Here is a 24,783-nt window from a genome sequence, read left to right as displayed (position 1 = left end):
AATCGAGAGCTAGGGGTCGTAGGCCCCAACGTCACGTCGAGTCCAAGACGCGGAGGTCCCGAGGGTGGTAGCGACCGTCACAGACGAGCAGTTCGCCGCGCGTGCGCTGGTGCGCGACTGGGCCCGCAATTCGGCCGCGGGGCCCGGCGGCACCACGGCGATACGCAAGGTCGAGCAGGGCGACGCGGACGCGTGGCGCCCGGTGTTCGCCCGCCTGGCCGAGCTGGGCATTTTCGGCGTCGCAATCCCGGAGGAGCACGGCGGGGCCGGCGGCAGCGTCGAGGACCTGTGTGCGATGGTCGAGGAAGCGGCCAAGGCGCTGGTGCCCGGGCCGGTGGCGACCACGGCGCTGGCGACGCTCGTCGTCTCCGACCCCGAACTGCTGGCGCAACTGGCCGCCGGCGACCGCTTCGCCGGGCTGGCGCTGGACGGGGACGCGCAGTTCGACAGCGAAACCTCGCGGGCCTCGGGTGTCCTGCCATTGGTGTTGGGCGCCGCCGGTGGCGGCGTCCTGTTGCTGCCCGCTGGCGGGACGTGGCTGCTGGTCGACTCCGAGGGCGAAGGGGTGCAGATCGAGCCGCTGGACGCCACCGACTTCTCCCGGCCGTTGGCCCGGGTGGTGTTGACGTCCGCGCCGGCCACCGCGCTCACGGCGTCGGCACGGCGCGTCGAGGAGTTGGCGGCGACCGTGCTGGCGGCCGAGGCTGCGGGCGTGACCCGGTGGTCGCTGGACACCGCGGTCGACTACGCCAAGGTCCGTGAGCAGTTCGGCAAGCCGATCGGCAGCTTCCAGGCCGTCAAGCACCTGTGCGCGGAGATGCTGTGTCGCGCGGAGCAGGCCGAGGTCGCCGCGGCCGACGCCGCCCGCGCCGCGGCGGATTCCGATCCGGACCAGTTCTCGATCGCGGCGGCCCTGGCCGCGAGCATCGGCATCGCCGCCGCGAAGGCCAACGTCAAGGACTGCATTCAGGTGCTCGGCGGTATCGGCTGCACCTGGGAGCACGACGCGCACCTGTACCTGCGCCGCGCGCATGCCATCGGGAGGTTCTTGGGTGGTTCACAAGGCGGCGCGGAGCGCTGGTTGCGCCGCGTCACCGAACTGACACAGGGCGGTGTGCGGCGGCGCCTGGGTATCGACCTCGCCGACGTCGAGGATCAGCGTGCGGAGATCGCCGCGGCCGTCGCCGAGGTCGCGGCCCTGCCCGAGGGGAAGCGGCAGGCGGCGCTCGCCGAGGCCGGCCTGCAGGCGCCGCACTGGCCGGCGCCGCACGGGCGTGGCGCGTCACCGGCCGAACAGCTGCTGATCGACCAGGAGATGGCGTCGGCCGGCGTGGTGCGGCCGGACCTGGTGATCGGCTGGTGGGCGGCGCCGACCATCCTCGAGCACGGCACGCCGGAGCAGATCGAGCGCTTCGTGCCGGGGACCCTGCGCGGTGAATTCCTCTGGTGTCAGCTCTTTTCCGAGCCGGGAGCGGGCTCCGACCTGGCGTCGTTGCGCACCAAGGCGGTGCGCGCACCCGACTCTCAAGGCGGCTGGCTGCTCACCGGGCAGAAGGTGTGGACGTCGGCGGCGCACAAGGCGCGGTGGGGTGTCTGCCTGGCGCGCACCGACCCGGACGCGCCGAAGCACAAGGGCATCACCTACTTCCTGGTGGACATGCGCTCGCCGGGCATCGAGATCCGCCCGCTGCGGGAGATCACCGGTGACTCACTATTCAACGAGGTCTTCCTGGACAACGTGTTCGTCCCCGACGAGATGGTGGTCGGCGAGGTGAACGACGGCTGGCGGCTGGCCCGGACGACGCTCGCCAACGAGCGGGTGGCGATGGCCACCGGCACCGCGCTGGGCAATCCGATGGAGGAGTTGCTGAAGGTGCTCGCGGAGCTGGATCTCGATGCCGCACAGCAGGATCGGCTGGGCCGGTTGATCGTCATCGCCCAAACCGGCGCGCTGCTGGACCAGCGGATCGCCCAGCTGGCTGTGGGCGGGCAGGATCCGGGTGCGCAATCCAGCGTCCGCAAGCTCATCGGCGTGCGGTACCGGCAGGCGCTGGCCGAGTACATGATGGATGTCTCCGAGGGCGGCGGCCTGGTCCGCAACCGCGCGGTGTACGACTTCCTGAACACCCGCTGCCTCACCATCGCGGGCGGCACCGAGCAGATCCTGCTCACCGTGGCCGCCGAGCGACTCCTCGGGCTACCGCGCTGAGTTGGTGTCAACGCCTGATCCGAAGTGGTAACGCAGACCACCACTCGCAGTCGAACACCAGCCCCGGTAGGGCCCGTTCCAGCTCCCGCGGGTCGCCTATGCTCCAATCTAGTTGCGCGCCAGAGGCTTTGACCGAAGAATGGCGCTGCAGGAGCCACACTCCGGCCCGGCTGTAGCCGTCCAGGAGTACCCCCGGCTTCGGGCCGGCGGCTGTCCAGCGCCTTGCCGTAAAGGGTGACCAGCGCGGTCTGCCGCGTCCGGGTGAGGTTTACGCGCTCACCCGTGACGTTCTCGGCGCCCTACGAGAACGTCGTCTGCGCGCAGGTGCTGGGGGAGGTGATGTTGACCCCGGGGTAGACCACTTGGATGTGGGTGCAGACGATGACGTTGCTGTCGGTCTTGGGCTGACCCGTCTGCCAATCGGTGGAGTCGATGCGGCCGCTCGTCTGGTACTTGTCCGGCGGGCCCTCACCGAAGTAGACGGTGGTGATCTCGTCGGAACCCATCGACTTCATCACCCGCTCGTGCTCGCCGCTGGCGTGCGCGTCGAGGTAGGCCAGCCGGTTCGACGACCGGATCTCGGTGGTCTGCCGGGCCCACAGGCCGGACGGGAAGCCGGTCACCCCGTCCGGCGTCAGCATGTCCGCCCCGGCGGTGAAGTCGCAGTGGCCATCGGCCTTGAAGCAGTTCAGGATGGTGCGCGTCTCCAGCTGGTTGGGTCCGTCCAGCGGAAACAGCGTGGTGGCGGTGTTGCTGGCCGCTCCGGCGACCGGGCCGGGCAGAAACGTCAGCGCCGATCCGACCACTGCAAACCCGGTTATCAGCCGCTTCATGCTGCTCCCCTCTCGGTTCGCCAACCCTAACGGTGAACCTAACCCCGCCACTACTCGTCGTAGGTGACTTCTACCGAATCAGATTCCGGGTGAGATTGACAGGCCAGGATCAGGCCGTCGTCGAGGTCCTGCTGCTCGAGCACGTCGTTGACTTCCATGCTCACCTTGCCGCTGCGCAAGGTGCACGCGCAGGCACCGCAATGGCCCTCGCGGCAGGAGAACGGCGCGTCGAGGCCCTTGGCCAGCAGGACGTCGAGCAGCTTGGCGTTGCGCGGCCACGAAACGGTGTGGGTTTCACCGTCCAGTTGCACCACCGCGGTGGCCGGCGGCTGGTCGCCCGGGGCGGTGTCGTCGATCTTCACCGCCGCGAACGGGTCAGAGTCCAGTGACTTGAACACCTCGATATGTACTTGCGCCGCAGGCACTTTCAGTGATTCCAGCGCTTCGCGGGCCGCGTCCATGAAGGGGCCGGGCCCGCAGATGTACACGGGCCGGTCGGTGTAGGGGGCGGCGAGCTTCGCCAGCGCGGTCACGCTGGGCATCCCCTGCAGCGATTCCAGCCAGTGCACCACCGTGAGCCGGTCGGGATATTTGGCCGACAGTTCCCGCAGCGCATCGGAGAAGATCACCGACCGGTCGTCGCGATTGGCGTAGAGCAGCGTCACCTGTCCGCTGCCCTCGGCGAGGGCCGACTTGCAGATCGACATGATCGGGGTGATCCCGCTGCCCGCGGCCATCAGCAGGAAGTCGTCATCGAGCGTCTTGGGCACGAAGTTGCCCGACGGCGCCAACACGTGGATCCGCATGCCCGCCCGCGCGTGCTCGCACAGCCAGTTGGACGCGTATCCGTCGGCCGTCCGCTTGACCGTGACGGTCAGCGCGTCGTCGGTGAACGGCGAGCTGCACAGCGAGTAGCAGCGGGCCACCGATCCGGTGCGCTCGCTGGGAACGCGCAGCGTCAAGAACTGACCGGGCGCGTAGCGCAGCCGCTCGGGCGGGATGCCGGGGTCGCCCGGCTCGTCGGGTACCGCGAACACCAGCGACCGCGCGTCGTCCGTCTCGGCGACGACCTCGGCGATCTGCAGTTCAAGGACATGGTCACCGAGCGGCTCGTCGAGGTTGGCCTCGGCCAAGACCCCATCCTCCCTCTCGTTACAACTAGAACATGTTACAGAAAAGCGGATCCGTATCGCTACCAGCCGCAGGAATACCCTGCTCGACACAAATCGGAACGTGTTCTAGTCTCTGGTGTAAGCCCGCTGAGTAAGTCTGGCCCAGGAGGCAAACTTAAGTGACGTCCATTCAACAACGTGACGCGCAGTCGGTGTTGGCCGGCATCGACGATCTGCTGCCGCGGATTCGGGAGCGTGCCCAGGCGACGGAGGATTTGCGGCGGCTGCCCGACGAGACCGTTCAGGAACTGCAGGACATCGGGTTCTTCACCCTGCTGCAGCCCGAGCAGTGGGGCGGCCTGCAGTGCGATCCGGCCCTGTTCTACGAGGCGGTGCGGCGGCTGGCCAGCGCGTGCGGTTCCACCGGCTGGGTGAGCTCGATCATTGGCGTGCACAACTGGCATCTGGCGCTGTTCGACCAGCAGGCCCAGGAGGAAGTCTGGGGCGACGACCCGAACGTGCGTGTCTCGTCGTCGTACGCGCCGATGGGCGCCGGCGTGGTGACCGACGGCGGGTATCTGGTCAACGGCTCCTGGAACTGGTCGTCGGGATGTGACCATGCGACGTGGGCGTTCCTCGGCGGTCCGGTGATCAAAGACGGCCGTCCGGTCGACTTCGGCAGCTTCCTGATCCCGCGCAGCGAGTACCGCATCGACGACGTGTGGCATGTCGTCGGCCTGCGCGGCACCGGCAGCAACACCGTGGTCGTCAAGGACGTGTTCGTCCCGCGGCACCGGTTCCTGTCCTATAAGGCGATGAACGACGGCACCGCCGGTGGGTACCAGACCAACGCCGCCCCGGTCTACAAAATGCCTTGGGGCACAATGCACCCCACGACCATCTCCGCACCGATCGTCGGGATGGCCTACGGTGCCTACGACGCGCACGTGGAGCACCAGGGCAAGCGGGTGCGCGCGGCGTTCGCCGGGGAGAAGGCCAAGGACGACCCGTTCGCCAAGGTGCGCATCGCCGAGGCGGCCAGCGACATCGACGCGGCCTGGCGCCAGTTGAGCGGCAACGTCGCCGACGAGTACGCGTTGTTGTCCGCCGGCAAGGAGATCCCGTTCGAGCTGCGCGCTCGGGCCCGCCGCGACCAGGTGCGGGCGACCGGGCGTGCGATCGCCTCCATCGATCGGCTCTTCGAGGCTTCCGGGGCCACCGCCCTGGGAAACGACCAACCGGTGCAACGGTTCTGGCGCGACGCGCACGCCGGCCGGGTGCACGCGGCCAACGATCCCGAGCGGGCTTACCAGATCTTCGGGAACAACGAGTTCGGGTTGCCGCCGGGCGACACGATGGTCTAGCGGTGCGCGCCGGCGACGATGCAGAGCAAGAAGGCGATGTGGGGCCCCTCCTTGCGGGGGAGAGGAGCGGCGCTGAATGACGGCCACAACGGGGGAGTTGACGTTCGAGTCGACCTCGCGCTTCGCCGATGTCGACGTCGACGGACCGCTGAAGCTGCACTACCACGAGGCCGGGGTCGGTAACGACCAAACCGTGGTGCTGTTGCACGGCGGCGGTCCGGGCGCGGCGAGCTGGACCAACTTCTCGCGCAACATTCCGGTGCTGGCGCAGCGGTTCCATGTGCTGGCCGTCGACCAGCCCGGCTACGGGCTTTCCGACAAGCGCGCCAAGCACGGGCAGTTCAACCACTACGCCGCGCGGGCGCTCAAGGGACTCTTCGACCAGCTCGGGCTGGGACGCGTTCCGCTGGTGGGTAATTCGTTGGGCGGCGGCACCGCGGTACGGTTCGCCCTCGACTATCCCGATCGCGCCGGCCGGCTGGTGTTGATGGGGCCGGGCGGGCTGAGCATCAACTTGTTCGCCCCCGATCCGACCGAGGGCGTCAAGCGGCTGGGGAAGTTTTCCGCCGAACCCACTCGGGAAAACCTCGAGGCGTTCCTGCGGGTCATGGTCTACGACCAGAAGCTGATCACGCCGGAGCTGATCGACGAACGATTCAAGCTGGCCAGCACGCCGGAATCGCTGACGGCGACCCGGGCGATGGGAATGTCGTTCGCGGGAGCCGACTTCGAGCTCGGGATGATGTGGCGCGAGGTCCACCGGCTGCGCCAGCCCGTGTTGTTGATCTGGGGTCGCGAGGACCGGGTGAACCCGCTGGACGGCGCGCTGGTCGCGCTGAAAACCATTCCGCGTGCGCAGCTCCACGTTTTCGGGCAGTGTGGACATTGGGCGCAGGTGGAGAAGTTCGACGAGTTCAACAAGTTGACCGTTGATTTCCTGGGAGGTGCGTGATGAGCATCCGATCACTGGGCTATCTACGCATCGAGGCCACCGACATGGCGGCCTGGCGCGAATACGGGCTGAAGGTGCTTGGCATGGTTGAGGGCAGCGGCGCAGAAGAGGGCGCGCTGTACCTGCGCATGGACGATTTCCCGGCCCGGCTGGTGATCGTCCCCGGCGAGCGCGACCACCTGATGGAGGCCGGCTGGGAATGCGCCAATGCCGAAGGGCTGCAAGAGATCCGGAACCGGCTCGATCTCGAGGGCGTGCCCTATAAGGAGGCCACCGCCGCCGAGTTGGCGGATCGTCGCGTCGTCGAGATGATCCGGTTCGCCGACCCGTCCGGCAACTGCCTGGAGGTCTTTCACGGGGTCGCGCTGGAGCACCGCCGCGTGGTCAGCCCGTACGGGCACAAGTTCGTGACCGGCGAGCAGGGCCTGGGCCACGTGGTGCTGTCGACCCGCGACGACGACGAGGCCCTGCACTTCTACCGCGACGTGCTCGGCTTCAAGCTGCGCGACTCCATGCGGATGCCGCCGCAATTGGTCGGCCGGCCCGCCGACGGGGCGCCCGCGTGGCTGCGGTTCTTCGGTTGCAACCCGCGTCACCACAGCCTGGCCTTCCTGCCGCTGCCGACCCCGAGCGGCATCGTGCACCTGATGATGGAGGTCGAGAACTCCGACGACGTCGGGCTCTGCCTGGACCGGGCGCTGCGCCGCAAGGTGCCCATGTCGGCCACGCTGGGCCGGCACGTCAACGACCTGATGCTGTCCTTTTACATGAAGACACCCGGCGGGTTCGACATCGAATTCGGCTGCGAGGGAAGGCAAGTCGCGGATAGCGACTGGGTCGCCCGGGAAAGCACCGCCGTCAGCCTGTGGGGCCATGACTTCACGGTCGGCGCCCGCGGATAGTCATGTCTGCGCCGATCGATCCGCGGTCCTTCCGGCAGGTGCTGGGCCAGTTCTGCACCGGCATAACGATCATCACCACGGTGCACGACGAGGTCCCGATCGGCTTCGCCTGCCAGTCGTTCGCGGCGCTGTCGCTGGATCCGCCGTTGGTGTTGTTCTGCCCCACCAAGGTTTCGCGGTCCTGGCAGGCCATCGAGGCCAGCGGCCGGTTCTGTGTCAACGTGCTGACCGAGAAGCAGAAGCACGTATCCGCGCGATTCGGATCGAAGGAACCCGACAAGTTCGCCGGAATCGATTGGCATGCTTCCGAACTCGGCTCACCGATCATCGACGGGTCGCTGGCCTACATCGACTGCACGGTGGCGTCGGTGCACGACGGCGGCGACCACTTCGTCGTGTTCGGCGCGGTCCGGTCGTTGTCGGAGGCGCCCAAGATCAAGCCGCGCCCGCTGCTGTTCTATCGCGGGGAATACACCGGGATCGAACCGGACAAGACCACGCCGGCCCAGTGGCGCGACGATCTGGAAGCGTTTCTCACCGCCACCACGCAGGACACCTGGCTCTAGATCAGCCGGGTGTCCCGCGATAGGTCTCGCGCTGGACGGCCTCGGCATCATGCGGGCGGGTTGACCGCGCCACGTTGGGATCGTCGTGCTCACCCGCTGGCTCCGCGGTGGCTTCGGGGTGCAGTTCATCGGCGCGCTTCCACTGCTCCTGCAGTTGTTCGCGCGACTCCGCGACCTCGCTCTGGTGGTTGGCCGCCCGGTCCTGCAGCCGGGCGGCTTCGGCCGCCTTGGCCTCCGCCTCGGCCTGGGCGGCGCGGGCCTTGGCGGCCGTTTCCTGGGCAAGGGCTTCCCGCCGTTCGACCTGGGCGGTCGCCTGCCTCGCTTCTTCGCGAATCTCCTCGGCCTGTCGCTGCCGGCGACGGCGTCGCATACCGGTGATTGCGACGAGGACGACGAGAATCAACAAGACAACCGCGGCGGCGACCACGATCCAGATAGCGGTGCTGTTCATCCTGGGCTCCCATCAGATCGGTTTTCGCCTTGCGCTGGCGCTGGCTTCTAGTGGGATCCCCCTATCTGGCGCAAGTAAAACAACCGGCTGGGTGGGCGGGCTCCGGTGCTGGTGGGCGTCGCGACCGCAGGTGGTTATGCGATCGGCAGCGGCCTCCTACGCCTCGGCTCCATGGCGCCATACAGCCAGTCGACCGCTCCTCGCCGCTTCATCGCCGCACGCACGGCCACTACATGAAGTCGAGCGCCTCGACCGTGGCGATCGGACCCTCATGGGTCGGCCGGTTCGCGCCGCCGATGCAGTAAACGGTGTTCCCGACCGTCGCCACCACCTCGGCGTGACGCGCGGTGGGCATCGGCGGCAGGGTGCTCCACTTCGCGTCGGCGATGTCGTACATCTCGACGACGTTGAGCACCATCGTGGGTTCCTCGCCGCCGACCACCACGATGCGGCCGTCGATGTAGGTCGCGCCGTAGCTCCCGCGTGGGGTCGGCATGCCCACCAGCTTGGTCCAGTTGCCCGATTGCGGATCGAACCGCTCGTTCGCCGAGGAGTTCTTGTCGGCGGAGAGGAACCTACCGCCGATCGCGTACACGTAGGTGCCATCCGACACCGCGGCCAGGTGTTCGCGCGGGGTCGGCATGTCGGCGGCGTCCTTCCAGGAATTGCCGTCGAAAACCTCCGTCTGCGGAACGATTTGTTTGGCGTTCTGCCCGCCCATCGCGACCAGCTTGTCGCCTACCACCGCTGCGGCCGGCGCCGCACGCGCATGCGTCAGGTGGGGCAGCTCGACCCAATTGCCGCCGCGCAGAGCGAACATCTTGTCGGATGCGTCGGCGAGCTGATCGCTCGCGCCGCCGAGGACCACCACCTCGCCGCGGTACGTCGTCGCCGCCGCGTGATGCAGCGGGATGGGCAATGGCGGCCCGGTCTGCCAGGTGCCCGTGTGCGGGTCATAGCTCTCGACGGTCTGCAGCGCGACGCCGTTCCGCAGGCCGCCGACGATCCAGATCTTGTCGTTGACCACGGCCCATGCCGTCATCAACCGGGGCGTCGGCGCGTCCGGCAGCGACCGCCACTGCGACGCCGGCTGGATCCGGCGGGCCGGCAGCTTCAGCGCTTCGGCCGACGACGTCAGCTGGCCGTCGCCCACGGCGGTCGACCCGCCGATCGCGTACACAGACTTCTCCACCGCGTCGACGGCCATGCCGTGCCGCGCGGTGGTCATGTCGGGCAGGGCGGACCACGCCTTGGTCATGAGGTCGAAGGCGGAGACGCTCTTGAGGAGTTGCCCCGCAGACACGCCGCCGACCGCGACCAGGCGCCCGTCGACGATCGCCACGCCGAGGTCGCTGCGCGGCTGGCTCAAGACGGGCAACGGCGTCCACGTCTTCGCGGCCGGGTCGTACGCCTCGACCGTCGCCAGGTCCGTAGTGCCGCTGGTGCCGCCCACGGTGTACACCAGCTTCCCGTCCGAGGCCGCGGCCAGCATCTGACGCGGCGTCGGGATGGGCGCGCCGAGGGTCCAGGTGTTGCCGTCGAACACCTCGGTTGTGTTCAGCAGCGCGCCGCTCGCGTCGACGCCGCCCGTGACGATCAGCCGGTCGCCGACCACGGCCGCCGCCGCGGCCGCCCGGGGCTGCAACAGGTGCGGAAGCTCGACCCAGCGGCTGTTGATGACCCGCCAAACCTGATCGCTCGCAACGTTTTTGCCGCCCTCGGACCTCCAGCCGCCGAGCACCACCGGGTTGCCCTGCCAGGTGACCGCCATCGCGTGCGAAACGGGGACCGGCAGGTCGTCGCCGCCCTTCCAGCTGTCGATGACGGGGTCGTAGCCCTCCTGCAGTCCGGTCAGGCCACCGTCGCTGCGGATGCCGCCGAAGATCCAGATGGTGCCGTCGGCCTGCGTGGTGGCCGCGGCGTCCCGCGAAATGCGCGCGTTGGTGATCGGCTTCCATTGCATGGGTGGCTGCGCGGTCGGTTGCCCGGACGCGCTTTTCGACCCGGCGTTGTTATCCGGCGAGAGCGCTAAAAATGCGCCGCCGATGATTAACAGCACGACCGCGGCGACCGCTCCGGCCACCAGCGCGATGCGGTTTCGCTTCTTCCCCGGCTCCGCGAACCACGCGGCGGCCCGGTCCCGGGGACTGCGCGGCGGGCCCTGGGCGCCGCCGGTTCGGCCCGACGGCGGGGCAGCGTTGGGCGGCCGCACCTTCGGTTGCGTCGCCGACCCCTGTCCGCCACGCAGCAAGCTCGCCAGCTCAGCGGGTGCCGACCGTGGAAGGGCCGCCGTTTCCAGCGCATGTTCGTGCCCGAGCGGGGCGCTGATCGCGGAGGTCGGGTCGTCGTGCCCTCTCGGCCCACGCGTCGGTGCGGGCATGCTCGACGTGTTGGGGAGGGGTGGGTGCGCCACCTCGCTGTGGCCGCCGGGCGGGACCGGCGGGACCAACGGGGCATCCGCCGCCACGGCCGAGGGCCGTCCGGTGATGGCCATCGCGTCGGGTTTCAGCCCGTTGCGGCGCTGGGCGGCCTGTAACTCGCGGCCGAACTCCTCGGCCGACGCGGGTCGCTCGGCGGGGTCGATCGACATCGCCCTCTCGATCGCCGAGCACACCGCGTCCGGGATGCCGTCGGGCCGCATGTCCGGGATCCCGGTGGTGCTGATGCGCAGATATTGCGCGATCAGATCCTCGCCCTTCTTGCGCTCGTGGGCGGCGTTACCCGCGATGAGCGCATACAGCGTGGCGCCCAGCGAATACATGTCGGAGGCGACGGTCGCCGGGTTGCCCGTCATGACCTCGGGCGCGGTGAAATCGATCGTCCCGGAGAAGAACCCGGTCGCGGTCTCATACCCGCCTTCGATGTGGGCGATGCCGAAATCGCTCAGTTGCGGCTCGCCATAGTCATTGACGAGGATGTTGGCCGGCTTGATGTCGCGGTGCAGGGTCCCGGTCCGGTGCGCGGTTTCCAGTGCGCCGCAAAGCTTTACGCCGATGTGCAACGCCTCGGGCCAGGCGACCGGCCCTTCTCGGCGCAGCCGGACTGCCAGCGAGTCCGCCGAGTGGTAGGGCATCACGATGTAGGGCTTGCCGCTCGGGGTCACGCCGACCCGCAGGATGTTGACGATGTTCGGATGGCCGGATAGTCCGCCCATCGCGTAGCCCTCGCGCAGAAACCGTTCCCTGCTGTCGTCGTCGATGTGGGACGGCAGCACCTTCACCGCGACGCTTCGCCCGAGCGCGGTCTCATAGGCGCAGTAGATGACGCCCGCTCCGCCGCGGGCTACCTGGCGCGCATCCTCGAACCCCGCGGCCGCCAGCTCCGCGGCGATGCCACTCGGTACCGGTGCGGCATTGTCGGAATGGGGCTCTTCAGGCATTTGCTGGCGCTCAACCCTCCGCGAAATATGTGATAGGCGAGCTCAAGGTTAAGCGCTCGGGACCTCGCCCGGTGTCTCTTTCGCCAACCTTCGTTCACCCGGCCAGGGCCGGGGCCGGGAGAGTTAGCCGACGACGCGCGTCGGCCGCGCTCAGGCGTCGATGGTCGGCGGGCCCTCATAGGGCCGTTGCAGCGCGGCGAATTCGGGCATGTCGGCGATCGTGAGCACGGCCTCCAGCAGCCGGACACCGTCCTGCGCGCTGGGCGCCCGGGTCAGGACAGGGCCGGAGAACGCGTGTCCGTCAATCGCGATGATCGGGCTGCCTGCCTCGTCGCCCAACGCGTCCTGACTGGCTTGGTGTGCCTTTCTGACCGCTTCGTCGAAGCCGCTGTCGTCGAGCGCTTCGGCGAGTCGTTCCTCGAGGCCGTTCGCGGCGAGAGCCTCCCGGATCGTGGCCGGGGTGGGTTCCTCCCGGCGCACATGAATGCGCCGGCCTATCGAGTCGTACAGGCCTGAGAACGCGTCGGGCCCCCGCTCGGCGACGGCCGCGGCGAACAGGCGTCCCAGCCGCGTCGACCGCTCCATCATGTGTCGCTGTTTTTCGTCGTCGGCGTCCTGACCCTCGTTGAGCACCGCCAGGCTCATCTGGCGCAGGGCGACCGGCGTGTGCGTCGATTCCGCGGCGTCGCGCAGCCAGCGCGCCGTCACCCAGGAGAACGGACAGACGGGGTCGAGGTAGAGGTCGACGTGGGTCATGTGTTCCTCCTTCGTGCCGGGGCCTGGGCTAGGGAACGGCATACCCGCTAGCGGCCGTCGCACGCCTGCAGACGGGGTTGGCAGCAGAATGGCCCTATGATGCTGAACTTGGGCGAGTACTTCGATCGCATCGGCTATGGCGGCGACGCGGCGCCCAACCTCGACGTACTGCGGGCCCTGGTGAGCGCGCACACCAAGGCGATTCCCTTCGAAAACCTCGATCCGGTGCTGGGGGTGCCGGTCGACGACCTGAGTCCCGGCGCGCTCGCAGGCAAGCTGGTTCACCGGCGCCGCGGCGGCTACTGCTACGAGCAGAACGGCTTGATGGGATATGTGCTGACCGAGCTGGGCTTCCGCGTGCGGCGCCTGGTCGGCCGGGTGGTGTGGATGCGGGCGCTCGACGCGCCGTCACCGCCGCAGACGCACACCGTGCTGGCGGTGACGTTCCCGGGCTCGCACGGTTCATACCTCGTCGACGTGGGCTTCGGTGGCCAGACGCCCACCTCGCCACTGCGCATCGAGACGGGCAGCGTCCAGCAGACGACGCACGAGCCCTACCGGCTGGAGGACCGCGGCGACGGCCTGGTCCTGCAGGCCCAGGTCCGCGGCGAGTGGCAACCGCTCTACGAGTTCAGCACCCGGACCGCGCCGGAGGTCGACCTGGAAGTGGGCAGCTGGTTCGTCTCAACGCATCCCTCGTCGCACTTCGTCACCGGACTGACAGCCGCGCGCGTGACCGACGACGCCCGGCTCAACCTGGCCGGCCGGAACCTTGCCATCCACCGCGCCGACGCCAGCGAGAAGATCCGCCTGGACGACGCGGCCGCGGTGGTCGACGCCCTCGTCGGCCGGTTCGGCATCAACGTGTCCGACATCGGTGACCGCGGCGTGCTCGAGGCCCGCCTCGACAAGATCCTGGACGCCTAAAGCCAGGGCCCGATCCGCTGCAGGGCCTCTTCGATGTCGCCCGTCGGCCCGGCGAACGACAGCCGGACGAACGAATTGCCGTGCACGGTGTCAAAATCGATCCCCGGGGCGATGGCAACGCCGGTGTCGTCCAACAGTTTCGAACAGAACGCGATCGAGTCATTGGTGCGGTCCGACACGTCGGCGTACACGTAGAACGCGCCGTCGGTGGGCGCAAGCCGGTCAATGCCGATCTGGCGCAGCCCATCCAGCAGCAACGCGCGATTGGTCGCGTAGTGGTGCAGGTTGCCGTCGGCTTCGGCGATCGACTCGGTGGTGAAGGCAGCCACCCCGGCGAGCTGCGACAGCACCGGCGGGCAGATGGTGAAGTTGCCGGTCAGGCGGTCCACCGCTCGCAGCAGCGCCGGCGGCACCAACATCCAGCCCAGCCGCCAACCCGTCATCGCCCAGTACTTCGAAAAGCTGTTGACCACCAAGGCATCTCGTGATGTCTGCCAGGCGCAGCTGGTCTGCGGTGCCCCCTCGTACACCAGGCCGTGGTAAACCTCGTCGCTGATCAGCCGCACCCCCGACGTCTCGCACCAGGACGCGATCGCGGCCAGCTCCGACGGCGCGATGACGGTTCCGGTGGGATTGGCCGGGCTGGCGACGATCACGCCCTGTACCGGCGGATCTAGTTCTGCCAGCATCTGCACGGTGGGCTGGAAGCGGGTCTGTGGTCCGCAGGGGATCTCAACCACCTCACATCCCAGCGCGGACAGGATGTTTCGGTAACACGGGTAACCTGGACTGGCCAGCGCCACCCGGTCGCCCGCGTCGAAGCATGCCAGGAAGGCGAGCAGGAATCCGCCGGACGAACCGGTGGTGAGCACCACGTCGTCGGGTTCGACCCGGAGCCCGTGCAGGCGTTGATAATCCGCCGCTATCGCCGCGCGCAGCTCGGGGATGCCCAGTGTCACGCTGTAACCCAGCTCGTTGAGGTGGAGGGCGGCGGCCGCCGCCGCCCGCACCGGCTCCGGCGCTCCCACGCTGGGCTGGCCGGCCGACAGGTTCACCAAGTCGCCGTGGCTGCGTTGGCGTTCCGCGGCGGCCAGCCACACGTCCATCACATAGAACGGCGGGATGGCGGCGCGCCGCGCGACATGGTCGTTCACGACGGTTCGAGCACCTCGGCTTCCAGTCGCGCGAGCAGTTCGTGCGGTGTGCTGAGCAGATGCGCGCTGCCGTGGGCGCGTTTGAAATACAGGTGCATGTCGTGTTCCCAGGTGATCGCGATCCCGCCGTGCAGCTGGATGCCTTCGGCGGCCGCGGCGCACAGCGCTTCGGTGGCGGCCAGGCGCGCAGTGGCCGCGTTGGTCGGGGTGGGGTCGTCGCACGCGTCCGCAACGACGGCCTTCGCCGCGGCGATCGTGACGTACAGGTCGGCCATCCGGTGTTTGAGGGCCTGGAAACTGCCGATCGGGCGGCCGAATTGCACCCTGTTCTTGGTGTATTCGACGGTGAGTTCCAGGCAGCGTTCGGCCGCGCCGACCTGCTCGGCGGCCAGCAGGATTGCCGCGGCGTGGGCGATGCCGGGGTCGGTGCCGATCGGTTCGGCCTCCTCCGGCCGTAGCCGCGCGAGCCGCCGGGTCGGGTCCATCGTGGTGACCGGCTGCGCGCCGAATCGGGTCCACCGGCTGAGCTCACCGTCGTCGACGGCGACCACGACGTCAGCGATATCGCCGTTGACCACGTAGTCGGCGTCGAGCACCAGCGCGCCTATCGAGGTGCCCTCGGCGAGGCCGCCCAGCATCTCGGCGTCGGGCTCGGGCGCGGCCAGCACCGCCAGCTCCGCCAGCGTCGTGCCCAGCAGCGGCGAAGGGACCAGGGCCCGGCCCAGCTCCTGCAAAACGGTTGCGGCATCGGCCAGTTCGCCGCCCGCGCCGCCCAGCTCCTCGGGGATGACCAGCGCCGCGGCCCCCACCTGCTCGCACAACAGCTGCCACAGCGACTCGTCGTAGCCGCGTTCGGACTCCATCGCCGCGCGCACCGCCGCCGGGGTTGCGTGCTTGGCCACCAGCGCCGCGACGGTCTCCCGCAGCATCTCCCGTTCTTCAGTCATCAGAGCGCCGCTCCTCTCCCCCGCAAGCGGGTGGTGCCCCCACATCGTTACGTTCTGCATCGTCGCGGCGCATCAGAGCGCCTCCAGCACTCGCCGCCGATGCGCCTCGGGGGTACCCCAGGCCGATCGCAATGCTTGCACCCGCAGCAACCATAGGGAGAGGTCGTGTTCCTGGGTGAACCCGATCGCACCGTGGGTCTGCAGCGCCGACCGCGCGGCCAGGAGGCCCGCCTCGGACGCCGCCGCCTTGGCCGCGCTGACGTCGCGGTTCTTTAGCGTCAGGGCCGCGCCGTACAGCAGCGGCCGGGCCAGCTCGATCGCGATGTGCACGTCGGCGAGCTTGTGTTTGATCGCCTGATAAGAACCGATCACCCGGCCGAATTGCGACCGCTGCTTTGCGTATTCGACGGTGTCGCGCAGCAGCGCCTCGGCCGCGCCGACCAGCTGCGCGGCGGTGGCCAGCGCTCCGAACGCGTAGGCGCGCTCGCGATCCCCCTGCCAGACCTGGCCGGTCGCGGTCACGTCGTAGAGGGGCCGGCTCGGATCGACCGACTCGTGCCGGTCACCCGGGGTGGCTTCGGCGACGCCCTGCTCGGTGGCGACCAGCACCAGCCCGGCCGTGTCGGCGTCCACCGCGCGCGGCGTGTGCGGCGGCAGCGCGACGGTGGCGATCAGCTCACCGGAGGCCAGCGCGGCGCAACGCTCGGCCTGATCATCGGAGGCGAGCAAAACCGGTGCCACGGCAATGGATTCGGCCACAGGCCCGGGCACACACCAGCGCCCCAGCCTTTCGAGCGCGACCACCAGGTCGACGGGGTGCGCCTCGATGCCGTCGAACTTCTCGGGCACCGCCAGCGCGGTGACGCCGAGGTCGGCCAGCTGCCCCCACACCTTGCGGCCCGGTGCGGTATCACCCGCGGACCACGCGCGGACCACGCCGGGCAGGTCGGCCGCGCCCAGGGCGGCGTCGATGCTCGCCGCGAAGTCGCGCTGCTGTTCGTCTAATGCGAAGTCCATTACCGCTTCTCCCGGGGCAGGCCCAGCAATCGTTCCGAGATGATGTTGCGCTGAATCTCGTTGGTGCCGGCATAGATCGGCCCGCCCAGCGCGAACAGCAGGCCATCGGTCCAATTGCCGGCGAGCTCGCCGTCGGCGGCGAGGACGTCGAGCGCTGTCTGGTGCAGCTCCACGTCGAGGTCCGACCAGAACACCTTGGTCACCGATGATTCGGCACCCAGCTCACCGCCGGCGGCCAGCCTGGTCACCGTGCCGAAGGTCTGCAGCCGGTAAGCCTGCGCCTTGATCCAGCCGTCGGCGACGCGGTCGGCGAACGCCGGGGGCGATCCGTTGTCCTTCCAGAGCTTCACCAGCCGCTCGGCGGTCGCCAGGAAGCGGGCCGGGCTGCGCAGCGACATGCCGCGCTCGTTGCTCGATGTGCTCATGGCCGCGCGCCAGCCCTCGTTCGGGGCGCCGATGACGTCGTGGTCGGGGACGAACACGTCGTCGAGGAAGATCTCGCCGAAGCCGGTGTCACCGCCCAGCTGGACGATGGGACGCACGGTGACGCCCTTTGCCTTCAGGTCGAACATGAAGTAAGTCAGGCCGTTGTGCCGCTCGGCCGCCGGGTCCGACCGGAACAGCCCGAAGCCCATTTCCGCGAACGGCGCGCGGGAACTCCAGATCTTCTGCCCGTTGAGCAGCCAACCGCCGTCGGTTCTGGTCGCGGTGGACCGCAGCGAAGCCAGGTCGCTGCCGGATTCCGGCTCCGACCACGCCTGTGCCCAGATCTGTTCGCCGCTGGCCATTTTCGGCAGGATGCGGTCGAGCTGTTCTTCGGTGCCGTGCGCGAAAAGCGTCGGCGCCAGCATCGAGGTGCCGTTGGCGCTGGCGCGGCCCGGGGCGCCGGCGCGAAAGTACTCCTCTTCGAACACCACCCAATGCAGCAGCGGCGCGTCGCGGCCCCCGTACTTCTTCGGCCAGGTGATCACCGACAGCCCGGCGTCGAACAGCACGCGATCCCACCGCCGGTGCTGGGCGAAACCTTCGGCGTCGTCATAAGACTTCGTCGGGATCGATGCGGCGTTGGCCGACAAAAACTCCCGCACCTCGGCCTGGAAGGCCAGAGTCTCTTCGTCTAGTTGCAGATCCACGTCAGGTCCACTCTCGCAGTTGTGGTTTGAGCACCTTGCCGCCCGGATTGCGCGGCAACGCGTCGATGAACCGCACCGACCGCGGCGCCTTGAAGTTCGCCAAATGTTCGCGGGTGTAAGCGATCACGGATTGCTCGTCGAGCTCGGCGCCGGGCCGGGCCACCACGAACGCCCGGCCCACTTCGCCGAGGCGCTCGTCGGGGACACCGATCACCGCGGCGTCGGCCACCCCCTCCATCCGGGCCAGCACCTGCTCGACCTCGGCGGGGTAGACGTTGAACCCGCCGCAGATGTACATGTCCTTGAGCCGGTCGGTGATGCGCAGGTTGCCCGCCGCGTCGACGGCGCCGATGTCACCGGTGTGCAGCCAGCCGTCGGCGTCGATGGCGGCCGCGGTGGCGGCCGGGTCGTCGAGGTAGCCCCGCATCACGTTCGGCCCGCGCAGCAGCACCTCACCCGCTGCTCCGGAAGTGCTTGAGTCGATGCGCAATTCGAAGTCGGCGAACGGGCGCCCGCAGGTGGTGGCGACGGTGACCGCGTCGTCGTCGGCGCGGCACATGGTGCCCATGCCGTTGGCCTCGGTCAGCCCGTAGGCCGTCAGGACGATGTCGATGTCGAGCTCGGACTGCATGCGTTCGACCAACACGACCGGCACCGTGGCCGCGCCCGTCACCGCGAACCGCAGCGAGCTGAGGTCGTAGTCCTTGCGCTGTGGGTGGTCGAGCAGGGTCTGGTAGATGGTGGGCGGTCCGGGCAACACGGTGATGCGGTGCCGCTCGATCGCCTGCAGCGCGCGCAGCGGGTCGAAGGTCAGGTGCGGGATCAGCGTCGCGCCGGTCTGCAGGCAGGCGAGGATGCCGGCCTTGTAACCGAAGTTGTGGAAGAACGGGTTGATGCAGAGGTAGCGGTCATCGCTGGTGATCTTGCCGTTGGCGGCCCACGACGCCGAGGCCGACAACGACTGCCGATGGGCGCAGAGGACGCCTTTGCTGCGGCCGGTGGTGCCCGAGGTGAACAGGATGTCGCTGACGTCGTCGGGCATGACGGCCGCGGCGCGGGCGGCGACCGTGCTGGGGTCGGAGCCGCGAGCCATGAAGTCGTCCCACGTCCCGTCGTCAGCCTCGATCGGGATCCTCACGACGTGCCGCAGCGCGGGCAGGGCTTCGGGGCCTAAGCGCTCCAGGTCGGCGACGCGGTCGTGGCCCAGGAACTTACCCATCCCGAACAGCACCGGCGCGCCGGTGCGGGCCAGGATGTCGGCGGCTTCCTCGGCGGTATAGCGGGTGTTCAGGGGCACCATGGCGGCGCCGGCATGGTGGATCGCCAAACACGCGACCACCCAGTGCCAGGTGTTCGGCGACCAGATGGCCACGCGGTCGCCGGCTGCCACGCCGAGGCTGATCAGTGCCGCGGCGGCCCGGTGCACCTCGTCGCGCAAGGCGGCCGCCGTGAACGACCTCTCGTCGGTGATCAACGCGTCGTCACCGGGAAATTGCTGCGCCAAACGATCCAGCGCCGCCGGTATGGTGCGCGGATCGACGGTCATCGAGATGCTCCTAACAAAGCAAGTGCTTGGTAGGTTAGCCTACAGGGCATGCAGGACGTCGAGGAGTTCCGGGCGGAGGTCCGCCAGTGGCTCGCCGACAATCTGGTCGGCGAATTCGCAGCTCTCAAGGGTCTGGGCGGACCGGGGCGCGAGCACGAGGCGTTCGAGGAGCGCCGGGCGTGGAATCGGCATCTGGCCAAGGCCGGCCTGACCTGCCTGGGCTGGCCGGTGGAACACGGCGGCCGCGGGCTCTCGACCGCGCACCGGGTGGCGTTCTACGAGGAGTACGCCAAAGCCGACGCCCCGGACAAGGTGAACCACTTCGGTGAGGAGTTGCTCGGCCCGACGCTGATCGCCTTCGGGACGCCCGAGCAGCAGCAGCGGTTCCTGCCGAAGATCCTCGATGTCACCGAGCTGTGGTGTCAGGGCTATTCCGAACCCGGCGCCGGCAGCGACCTGGCCAACGTCGCCACCACCGCCGAGTTGGACGGTGACCAGTGGGTGATCAACGGCCAAAAGGTGTGGACGTCGTTGGCGCACTGGGCGCAGTGGTGCTTCGTGGTCGCCCGCACGGAGAAGGGTTCCAAGCGGCACGCCGGGCTGTCGTATCTGCTGGTGCCGCTGGACCAGCCGGGTGTGCAGGTCCGCCCGATCATCCAGCTGACCGGCGACTCCGAATTCAACGAGGTCTTCTTCGACGACGCCCGCACCGAAGCCAATCTGGTGGTCGGCCAGCCCGGCGACGGTTGGCGGGTCGCCATGGGCACGCTGACCTTCGAGCGCGGCGTGTCCACACTGGGCCAGCAGATCCGCTACGCCCGTGAGCTTTCCAATCTGGCCGACCTGGCGCGGCGCAACGGCGCCGCCGACGACCCCTTCATCCGCGAGCGGCTGACCCGCGCGTGGACGGGGTTGCGGGCGATGCGTTCGTATGCGCTGGCCACCATGGATGTCGAGCAGCCCGGGCAGGACAATGTGTCGAAGTTGTTGTGGGCCAACTGGCATCGCGCGCTGGGGGAGCTGGCGATGGACGTGATCGGCAAGCCGGGGCTGACCCTGTCCGACGGTGAGTTCGACGAATGGCAGCGGCTGTTCCTGTTCACCCGAGCCGACACCATCTACGGCGGCTCCAACGAGATCCAGCGCAACATCATCGCCGAGCGGGTGCTCGGCCTGCCCCGGGAGGTAAAGGGATGAGCCTGTCCGAAGCTCCGAAAGAGGTTGCCGGGCATGGGCTTTTGGAGGGCAAGGTCGTCGTCGTAACCGCGGCGGCCGGCACCGGCATCGGCTCGGCGACGGCGCGACGGGCGCTCGTCGAGGGCGCCGACGTGGTGGTGTCCGACCACCACGAGCGGCGGCTGGGGGAGACGGCCGACGAACTGTCTGCGCTGGGCCTGGGCCGGGTCGAGAGTGTGCTGTGCGATGTGACGTCCACCGCGCAGGTCGACGCGCTGATCGCCTCGACCACCGCCCGGATGGGCCGGCTCGACGTGTTGGTCAACAACGCGGGGCTGGGCGGCCAGACGCCGGTGGTCGACATGACCGACGACGAGTGGGACCGCGTCCTGAACGTGACGCTGTCGTCGGTGTTTCGGGCCACTCGGGCGGCACTGGGCTACTTCCGCGAAGCGGACCACGGCGGCGTGATCGTCAACAACGCCAGCGTTCTGGGCTGGCGGGCGCAGCATTCGCAGTCACACTATGCTGCCGCCAAGGCGGGGGTGATGGCGCTAACCCGCTGCAGCGCAATCGAAGCCGTCGAGTATGGGGTGCGGATCAACGCTGTGTCCCCGAGCATCGCCCGCCACAAGTTCCTGGACAAGACGACCTCGGCCGACCTGCTCGATCGGCTGTCGGCCGGTGAAGCGTTCGGGCGGGCGGCCGAGCCGTGGGAGGTGGCGGCCACCATCGCATTTCTGGCCAGTGACTACTCCAGCTATCTGACCGGGGAAGTCATCTCGGTGTCCAGCCAGCATCCGTGAGAGCTTCGCTGGCCAAGCAAGCGCTTGGTTGATATCCTGACGCGGTGGACCGAATGGCCGGTCAGGCAAACAGTCGCCGCGACGAGTTGTTGGAGCTCGCCGCGACCATGTTCGCCGAACGCGGATTGCGCGCGACCACCGTGCGCGACATCGCGGACAGCGCCGGCATCCTCTCGGGCAGCCTCTATCACCACTTCTCCTCCAAGGAGGAGATGGTCGACGAGGTCCTGCGCAGTTTTCTGGACTGGTTGTTCGCCCGCTACCGCGAGATCGTCGACAGCGAGGCCAACCCGCTGGAGCGGCTCAAAGGGCTGTTCATGGCGTCGTTCGAGGCGATCGAGCATCGGCACGCACAGGTCGTCATCTATCAGGACGAAGCCCAGCGGTTGTTGTCGCAGCCCCGGTTCTCCTACATCGAGGACATGAACCGTCAGCAGCGCAAGATGTGGGTCGAGGTGATCAACCAGGGCATCGACGAGGGCTACTTCCAGCCCGACCTCAACGTCGACCTCGTCTACCGTTTCATTCGTGACACCACGTGGGTGTCGGTGCGCTGGTATCAACCCGGCGGACCCCTCACCGCGCAACAGGTGGGTGAGCAATACCTCGCCATCGTTCTTGGTGGGATTACCAAAGAAGGAGTCTGACAAATGGCTCGTGTCGGCGACGATGCAAAGCGAAGCGATGTGGGGGTACCGCCCGCTTGCGGGGGAGAGGAGCGACACAATGGCTGAGGCGTACGTCATCGACGCTGTGCGGACCGCGATCGGCAAGCGCAACGGATCGCTGGCCGGGGTGCACCCGGTGGACCTCGGCGCCCTGGGGTGGCGCGGCCTGCTCGACCGGGTGGACGTCGACCCCGCCGCCGTCGACGACGTGATCGCCGGCTGCGTCGACGCCATCGGCGCGCAGGCGGGCAACATCGCCCGGCTCTCGTGGCTGGCCGCGGGCTACCCCGAAGAAGTTCCCGGCGTCACCGTTGACCGGCAGTGCGGCTCCAGCCAGCAGGCGATTTCCTTTGGCGCACAGGCCATCATGGCCGGCACGGCCGACCTCATCGTGGCCGGCGGGGTGCAGAACATGAGCCAGATCCCGATCTCGTCGGCCATGACCGTGGGCGAGCAGTTCGGGTTCACCTCGCCGACCAACGAGTCCAAGCAGTGGCTGCACCGGTACGGCGATCAGGAGATCTCTCAGTTCCGCGGCTCGGAGCTGATCGCCGGGAAGTGGAACCTGTCGCGCGAAGAGATGGAGCGCTACGCGCTGACCAGCCACGAGCGCGCGTTCGCCGCGATCCGGGGCGGTCACTTCGACAACGAAATCATCACCGTGGAAACGGAATCCGGCCCGTTCCGGGTCGACGAGGGTCCGCGCGAGTCGTCGCTGGAGAAGATGGCCGGCCTGAAGACGCTCGTCGATGGCGGCCGGCTGACGGCGGCGATGGCCAGCCAGATCTCCGACGGTGCCAGCGCGGTGCTGCTGGCTTCCGAGCAGGCCGTCAAGGATCACAAGCTGACCCCTCGCGCGCGAATCCACCACATCAGCGCCCGCGCCGCCGACCCGGTCTTCATGCTGACCGGGCCCATCCCGGCCACCCGCCACGCCCTGGAAAGGACCGGGCTGTCGATCGAGGACATCGACACCGTCGAGATCAACGAGGCGTTCGCGCCGGTGGTGATGGCCTGGCTCAAGGAGATCAAGGCCGATCCGGAGAAGGTCAACCCGAATGGCGGCGCGATCGCGCTTGGGCATCCGCTTGGCGCGACCGGCGCCAAGCTGTTCGCCACCATGCTCAACGAACTCGAGCGCGTCGGCGGCCGCTATGGCCTGCAGACGATGTGCGAGGGCGGCGGCACCGCGAACGTGACCATCATCGAGCGGCTGTAACGGCGCCTCGGCGCTTGGTCGGGTCGCCCGGCCACGACACTTAAACGACGCACACGGCACGCCGAAAAAGCCGTGCGCGGTTCATGTCTCGACGAACGGCGTCGCACTCAATTCGGCGGCGAAGCGTCCCGAACTCTGAGGTAGTGGGGGATGCCGAGTCGGGCGAACGTGCGTTTCCGGTCGGCCGACAGCATGGGTAGGGCCGCGTCCGCGTCGATCACCTGGGGCTGGGCCACGTCGTAACTCTCGCCCTGGGAGGAGATAGTCGCTCGCCCCGCGGCAAGGACGTTTTGCAACCAGTCCACTCCGGTGCCGTAGGGCAGCGGTATGACGAACCCGTCGGCCGTCCGGTCGGCGACGACCGGCGTGGCGTATTGCTTGCCCGACCGTCGCCCGGTGTGGCGGATGGCCGACGCGTACCAATGTTTGTGCCCGGCCAGGCGCAGCATCAGCGGGTTGAGCAGGTATCTGTTGGAAACGCGGACCGCGCCCAGCAACGGCTTGGGCCACGTTTCAGGTAGCAGCGCACTCATGGCTCCACGATGATCCCGGGACCCGGGCGAGGCCAGGGTCTTTGGTCGCCTGTTTACGTCTCGTCGATCAGCGCGGACGCCGCCCGCAGATGCTCGATCGCACCGCGCACGATCGAGTCGATCAGCTCGGCGCACGACGGCAGGTCCTCGAGAATGCCGGCCACCTGGCCGGAGGCGAGCACCCCGGCCTCGGTATTGCCCTCGACCAGCCCCGCCTTCAACAGCATCGGGGTGTTGGCCGCCATCACCACCTGCGACCAGGTCAGCTCCTTGCCGTGGCGCATCGCCATGCCGTCGCGGATCATCGACCGCCAGGTCATCTGCGACATGTGCTTGAACTTCGCCGCATTGCGCACGGCTGCAGTGAGGCCCCGCACCGGCGACCCGCTTTCGAGTCTCTCGACCAGGCCGGTGCGCAGCACCCGGTGCGGCATCCCGTCCACACGCGTGGTGACCACCGTGCCGTCCAGCGCCGCCTCCAGGTAGCGACGCTTGACCGCCTCCGGCACGGTCGAATCGGAGGTCAGCAGAAAGCGCGTGCCCATCGCCACACCCGCGGCGCCGTAGCTCAGCGCGGCGGCCAGCCCGCGCCCGTCGAAGAATCCGCCCGCCGCGATCACCGGGATTCCGGTGCCCTGCACGGCATCCAGCACCGACGGCAGCAGCAGCGTCGTGGCGACGGGGCCGGTGTGTCCACCGCCCTCGCCGCCCTGCACGATCATCGCGTCGGCGCCCCAGGCCGCAACCTTGCGCGCATGCTTGGCGGCGCCGATCGATGGAATCACCACGGCGCCGGCCTCTTTCAGCCGTGCGATCAGCTCCTGCTTGGGCGCCAGGGCAAACGACGCCACCTTCACACCCTCACGGATCATCAGATCGACGCGGTCGCCGGCGTCCGCGGCGTCGGCGCGGATGTTCACGCCGAACGGTTTGTCGGTGGCGGCCTTGACCTTGCCGATGGCCGTCGCCAACTCGTCCAGCGTCATGGTGGCCGAAGCCAGGATGCCCAGCCCGCCCGCGTTGGCCGTGGCGGCCACCAGCCGGGCGCCGGCCACCCAGCCCATCCCGGTTTGAACCACGGGGTGCTCGACACCGACCAGCTCGGTCAGCGGCGTGCGCAACTTCATAGCCAC

22 protein-coding genes are annotated in these 24,783 nt (G+C 68.6%); 10 read left to right on the top strand and 12 right to left on the bottom strand.

From position 1 onward, the window contains the following. Positions 1 to 64 precede the first annotated feature (64 nt). On the top strand, positions 65 to 2,209 hold the full coding sequence (locus A5678_RS15320; RefSeq protein WP_068043772.1) for an acyl-CoA dehydrogenase: 2,145 nt from the start codon (positions 65 to 67) through the stop codon (positions 2,207 to 2,209). A gap of 299 nt (positions 2,210 to 2,508) precedes the next feature. Here A5678_RS15320 and A5678_RS15315 read toward each other — a convergent pair whose 3' ends face one another. Then, positions 2,509 to 3,042 (bottom strand): hypothetical protein, encoded by a 534-nt coding sequence (locus A5678_RS15315; RefSeq protein ID WP_068043770.1) that lies wholly within the window; start codon positions 3,040 to 3,042, stop codon positions 2,509 to 2,511. 50 nt (positions 3,043 to 3,092) lie between these two features. Next, positions 3,093 to 4,175 (bottom strand): ferredoxin--NADP reductase, encoded by a 1,083-nt coding sequence (locus A5678_RS15310; RefSeq protein ID WP_068043767.1) that lies wholly within the window; start codon positions 4,173 to 4,175, stop codon positions 3,093 to 3,095. A 158-nt stretch (positions 4,176 to 4,333) separates the two neighbouring features. On the opposite strand from A5678_RS15310, the gene hsaA reads away from it, so the two are divergent. The 4 genes from hsaA to hsaB all read left to right on the top strand — a co-directional run bounded on the left by hsaA (position 4,334) and on the right by hsaB (position 7,938). Next, on the top strand, positions 4,334 to 5,518 hold the full coding sequence (hsaA, locus tag A5678_RS15305) for a 3-hydroxy-9,10-secoandrosta-1,3,5(10)-triene-9,17-dione monooxygenase oxygenase subunit (RefSeq protein WP_068043765.1): 1,185 nt from the start codon (positions 4,334 to 4,336) through the stop codon (positions 5,516 to 5,518). Between the two features lie 76 nt (positions 5,519 to 5,594). Beyond that, positions 5,595 to 6,470, top strand: a complete 876-nt coding sequence (gene hsaD, locus A5678_RS15300; protein ID WP_068043763.1) for a 4,5:9,10-diseco-3-hydroxy-5,9,17-trioxoandrosta-1(10),2-diene-4-oate hydrolase — start codon at positions 5,595 to 5,597, stop codon at positions 6,468 to 6,470. Beyond that, positions 6,470 to 7,372, top strand: coding sequence for an iron-dependent extradiol dioxygenase HsaC (gene hsaC / locus A5678_RS15295; RefSeq protein ID WP_068043761.1), 903 nt, complete (start codon positions 6,470 to 6,472; stop codon positions 7,370 to 7,372). The genes hsaD and hsaC overlap by 1 nt, the downstream gene beginning before the upstream one ends. Before the next feature lie 2 nt (positions 7,373 to 7,374). Beyond that, positions 7,375 to 7,938: a 3-hydroxy-9,10-secoandrosta-1,3,5(10)-triene-9,17-dione monooxygenase reductase subunit gene (hsaB, locus tag A5678_RS15290; protein WP_068043759.1), complete on the top strand. Its 564-nt coding sequence runs from the start codon at positions 7,375 to 7,377 to the stop codon at positions 7,936 to 7,938. A 1-nt stretch (position 7,939) separates the two neighbouring features. Here the strand turns inward: hsaB and A5678_RS15285 are convergent, their stop codons facing one another. From A5678_RS15285 to A5678_RS15275, 3 genes are all read right to left on the bottom strand, one after another. Next, entirely contained in the window at positions 7,940 to 8,389 is a 450-nt protein-coding gene (locus tag A5678_RS15285; protein ID WP_068043757.1) for a hypothetical protein, read from the bottom strand. A gap of 229 nt (positions 8,390 to 8,618) precedes the next feature. Continuing rightward, positions 8,619 to 11,768 carry a serine/threonine-protein kinase gene (locus tag A5678_RS15280; protein ID WP_068043755.1) on the bottom strand — a complete coding sequence of 1,050 codons (3,150 nt, stop codon included), beginning with the start codon at positions 11,766 to 11,768 and terminating at the stop codon, positions 8,619 to 8,621. A 150-nt stretch (positions 11,769 to 11,918) separates the two neighbouring features. Then, the gene (locus A5678_RS15275; protein WP_068043753.1) at positions 11,919 to 12,524 is read right to left on the bottom strand and encodes a DsbA family protein; all 606 of its coding nucleotides are present in this window, start codon (positions 12,522 to 12,524) and stop codon (positions 11,919 to 11,921) included. Positions 12,525 to 12,620: 96 nt separating this feature from the next. Between A5678_RS15275 and A5678_RS15270 the strand changes: the two genes are divergently transcribed. Beyond that, the gene (locus tag A5678_RS15270; RefSeq protein WP_068043751.1) at positions 12,621 to 13,451 is read left to right on the top strand and encodes an arylamine N-acetyltransferase; all 831 of its coding nucleotides are present in this window, start codon (positions 12,621 to 12,623) and stop codon (positions 13,449 to 13,451) included. Here A5678_RS15270 and A5678_RS15265 read toward each other — a convergent pair. From A5678_RS15265 to fadD3, 5 genes are all read right to left on the bottom strand, one after another. Next, entirely contained in the window at positions 13,448 to 14,605 is a 1,158-nt protein-coding gene (locus A5678_RS15265) for a pyridoxal phosphate-dependent aminotransferase (RefSeq protein ID WP_068043749.1), read from the bottom strand. The genes A5678_RS15270 and A5678_RS15265 overlap by 4 nt on opposite strands. Further along, complete coding sequence (locus A5678_RS15260) at positions 14,602 to 15,552, bottom strand: acyl-CoA dehydrogenase family protein (protein WP_068043747.1); 951 nt, start codon at positions 15,550 to 15,552, stop codon at positions 14,602 to 14,604. Before A5678_RS15260 ends, A5678_RS15265 begins: the two co-directional genes overlap by 4 nt. Positions 15,553 to 15,624: 72 nt before the next feature. After that, positions 15,625 to 16,569: an acyl-CoA dehydrogenase family protein gene (locus tag A5678_RS15255; RefSeq protein ID WP_068043745.1), complete on the bottom strand. Its 945-nt coding sequence runs from the start codon at positions 16,567 to 16,569 to the stop codon at positions 15,625 to 15,627. After that, positions 16,569 to 17,702: an acyl-CoA dehydrogenase family protein gene (locus tag A5678_RS15250; protein WP_068043743.1), complete on the bottom strand. Its 1,134-nt coding sequence runs from the start codon at positions 17,700 to 17,702 to the stop codon at positions 16,569 to 16,571. The genes A5678_RS15255 and A5678_RS15250 overlap by 1 nt, the downstream gene beginning before the upstream one ends. 1 nt (position 17,703) lies before the next feature. Next, positions 17,704 to 19,248 carry a 3-((3aS,4S,7aS)-7a-methyl-1,5-dioxo-octahydro-1H-inden-4-yl)propanoate--CoA ligase FadD3 gene (gene fadD3 / locus A5678_RS15245; protein ID WP_068043741.1) on the bottom strand — a complete coding sequence of 515 codons (1,545 nt, stop codon included), beginning with the start codon at positions 19,246 to 19,248 and terminating at the stop codon, positions 17,704 to 17,706. A gap of 48 nt (positions 19,249 to 19,296) precedes the next feature. On the opposite strand from fadD3, the gene ipdE1 reads away from it, so the two are divergent. The 4 genes from ipdE1 to fadA6 all read left to right on the top strand — a co-directional run bounded on the left by ipdE1 (position 19,297) and on the right by fadA6 (position 23,117). Then, positions 19,297 to 20,445: an acyl-CoA dehydrogenase IpdE1 gene (gene ipdE1, locus A5678_RS15240; RefSeq protein ID WP_068043739.1), complete on the top strand. Its 1,149-nt coding sequence runs from the start codon at positions 19,297 to 19,299 to the stop codon at positions 20,443 to 20,445. Next, positions 20,442 to 21,230: a (5R,7aS)-5-hydroxy-7a-methyl-1-oxo-2,3,5,6,7,7a-hexahydro-1H-indene-carboxyl-CoA reductase gene (gene ipdF, locus A5678_RS15235; protein ID WP_068043736.1), complete on the top strand. Its 789-nt coding sequence runs from the start codon at positions 20,442 to 20,444 to the stop codon at positions 21,228 to 21,230. The genes ipdE1 and ipdF overlap by 4 nt, the downstream gene beginning before the upstream one ends. Before the next feature lie 44 nt (positions 21,231 to 21,274). Continuing rightward, a complete protein-coding gene (gene kstR2 / locus A5678_RS15230; RefSeq protein ID WP_156746924.1) occupies positions 21,275 to 21,877 on the top strand; it encodes a TetR family transcriptional regulator KstR2 in 603 nt (200 codons plus the stop codon). Positions 21,878 to 21,956: 79 nt separating this feature from the next. After that, positions 21,957 to 23,117 (top strand): steroid 3-ketoacyl-CoA thiolase FadA6, encoded by a 1,161-nt coding sequence (gene fadA6, locus A5678_RS15225; protein WP_068043732.1) that lies wholly within the window; start codon positions 21,957 to 21,959, stop codon positions 23,115 to 23,117. A gap of 107 nt (positions 23,118 to 23,224) precedes the next feature. Here fadA6 and A5678_RS15220 read toward each other — a convergent pair whose 3' ends face one another. Beyond that, a complete protein-coding gene (locus A5678_RS15220; protein ID WP_068043729.1) occupies positions 23,225 to 23,650 on the bottom strand; it encodes a nitroreductase in 426 nt (141 codons plus the stop codon). A 53-nt stretch (positions 23,651 to 23,703) separates the two neighbouring features. Continuing rightward, positions 23,704 to 24,777 (bottom strand): (3aS,4S,5R,7aS)-5-hydroxy-7a-methyl-1-oxo-octahydro-1H-indene-4-carboxyl-CoA dehydrogenase, encoded by a 1,074-nt coding sequence (gene ipdC / locus A5678_RS15215; protein WP_068043727.1) that lies wholly within the window; start codon positions 24,775 to 24,777, stop codon positions 23,704 to 23,706. Positions 24,778 to 24,783 lie beyond the last annotated feature (6 nt).

It is taken from the genome of Mycobacterium sp. E2733 (assembly GCF_001667585.1).
GTDB lineage: Bacteria > Actinomycetota > Actinomycetes > Mycobacteriales > Mycobacteriaceae > Mycobacterium.
Note: the sequence above shows the minus strand (reverse complement) of the source record. Positions and strands in the feature narration are given on the sequence as shown.

What these genes read in the sequence shown, in the direction of transcription:
- fadA6 (WP_068043732.1), top strand. Translation starts at nt 21,957, where the DNA reads ATGGCTGAGGCGTACGTCATCGACGCTGTGCGGACCGCGATCGGCAAG.
- A5678_RS15285 (WP_068043757.1), bottom strand. Translation starts at nt 8,389, where the DNA reads ATGAACAGCACCGCTATCTGGATCGTGGTCGCCGCCGCGGTTGTCTTG.
- fadD3 (WP_068043741.1), bottom strand. Translation starts at nt 19,248, where the DNA reads ATGACCGTCGATCCGCGCACCATACCGGCGGCGCTGGATCGTTTGGCG.
- hsaB (WP_068043759.1), top strand. Translation starts at nt 7,375, where the DNA reads ATGTCTGCGCCGATCGATCCGCGGTCCTTCCGGCAGGTGCTGGGCCAG.
- A5678_RS15255 (WP_068043745.1), bottom strand. Translation starts at nt 16,569, where the DNA reads ATGGACTTCGCATTAGACGAACAGCAGCGCGACTTCGCGGCGAGCATC.
- A5678_RS15220 (WP_068043729.1), bottom strand. Translation starts at nt 23,650, where the DNA reads ATGAGTGCGCTGCTACCTGAAACGTGGCCCAAGCCGTTGCTGGGCGCG.
- A5678_RS15280 (WP_068043755.1), bottom strand. Translation starts at nt 11,768, where the DNA reads ATGCCTGAAGAGCCCCATTCCGACAATGCCGCACCGGTACCGAGTGGC.
- hsaD (WP_068043763.1), top strand. Translation starts at nt 5,595, where the DNA reads ATGACGGCCACAACGGGGGAGTTGACGTTCGAGTCGACCTCGCGCTTC.
- A5678_RS15315 (WP_068043770.1), bottom strand. Translation starts at nt 3,042, where the DNA reads ATGAAGCGGCTGATAACCGGGTTTGCAGTGGTCGGATCGGCGCTGACG.
- ipdC (WP_068043727.1), bottom strand. Translation starts at nt 24,777, where the DNA reads ATGAAGTTGCGCACGCCGCTGACCGAGCTGGTCGGTGTCGAGCACCCC.
- A5678_RS15270 (WP_068043751.1), top strand. Translation starts at nt 12,621, where the DNA reads ATGATGCTGAACTTGGGCGAGTACTTCGATCGCATCGGCTATGGCGGC.
- ipdF (WP_068043736.1), top strand. Translation starts at nt 20,442, where the DNA reads ATGAGCCTGTCCGAAGCTCCGAAAGAGGTTGCCGGGCATGGGCTTTTG.
- A5678_RS15275 (WP_068043753.1), bottom strand. Translation starts at nt 12,524, where the DNA reads ATGACCCACGTCGACCTCTACCTCGACCCCGTCTGTCCGTTCTCCTGG.
- hsaC (WP_068043761.1), top strand. Translation starts at nt 6,470, where the DNA reads ATGAGCATCCGATCACTGGGCTATCTACGCATCGAGGCCACCGACATG.
- ipdE1 (WP_068043739.1), top strand. Translation starts at nt 19,297, where the DNA reads ATGCAGGACGTCGAGGAGTTCCGGGCGGAGGTCCGCCAGTGGCTCGCC.
- A5678_RS15260 (WP_068043747.1), bottom strand. Translation starts at nt 15,552, where the DNA reads ATGACTGAAGAACGGGAGATGCTGCGGGAGACCGTCGCGGCGCTGGTG.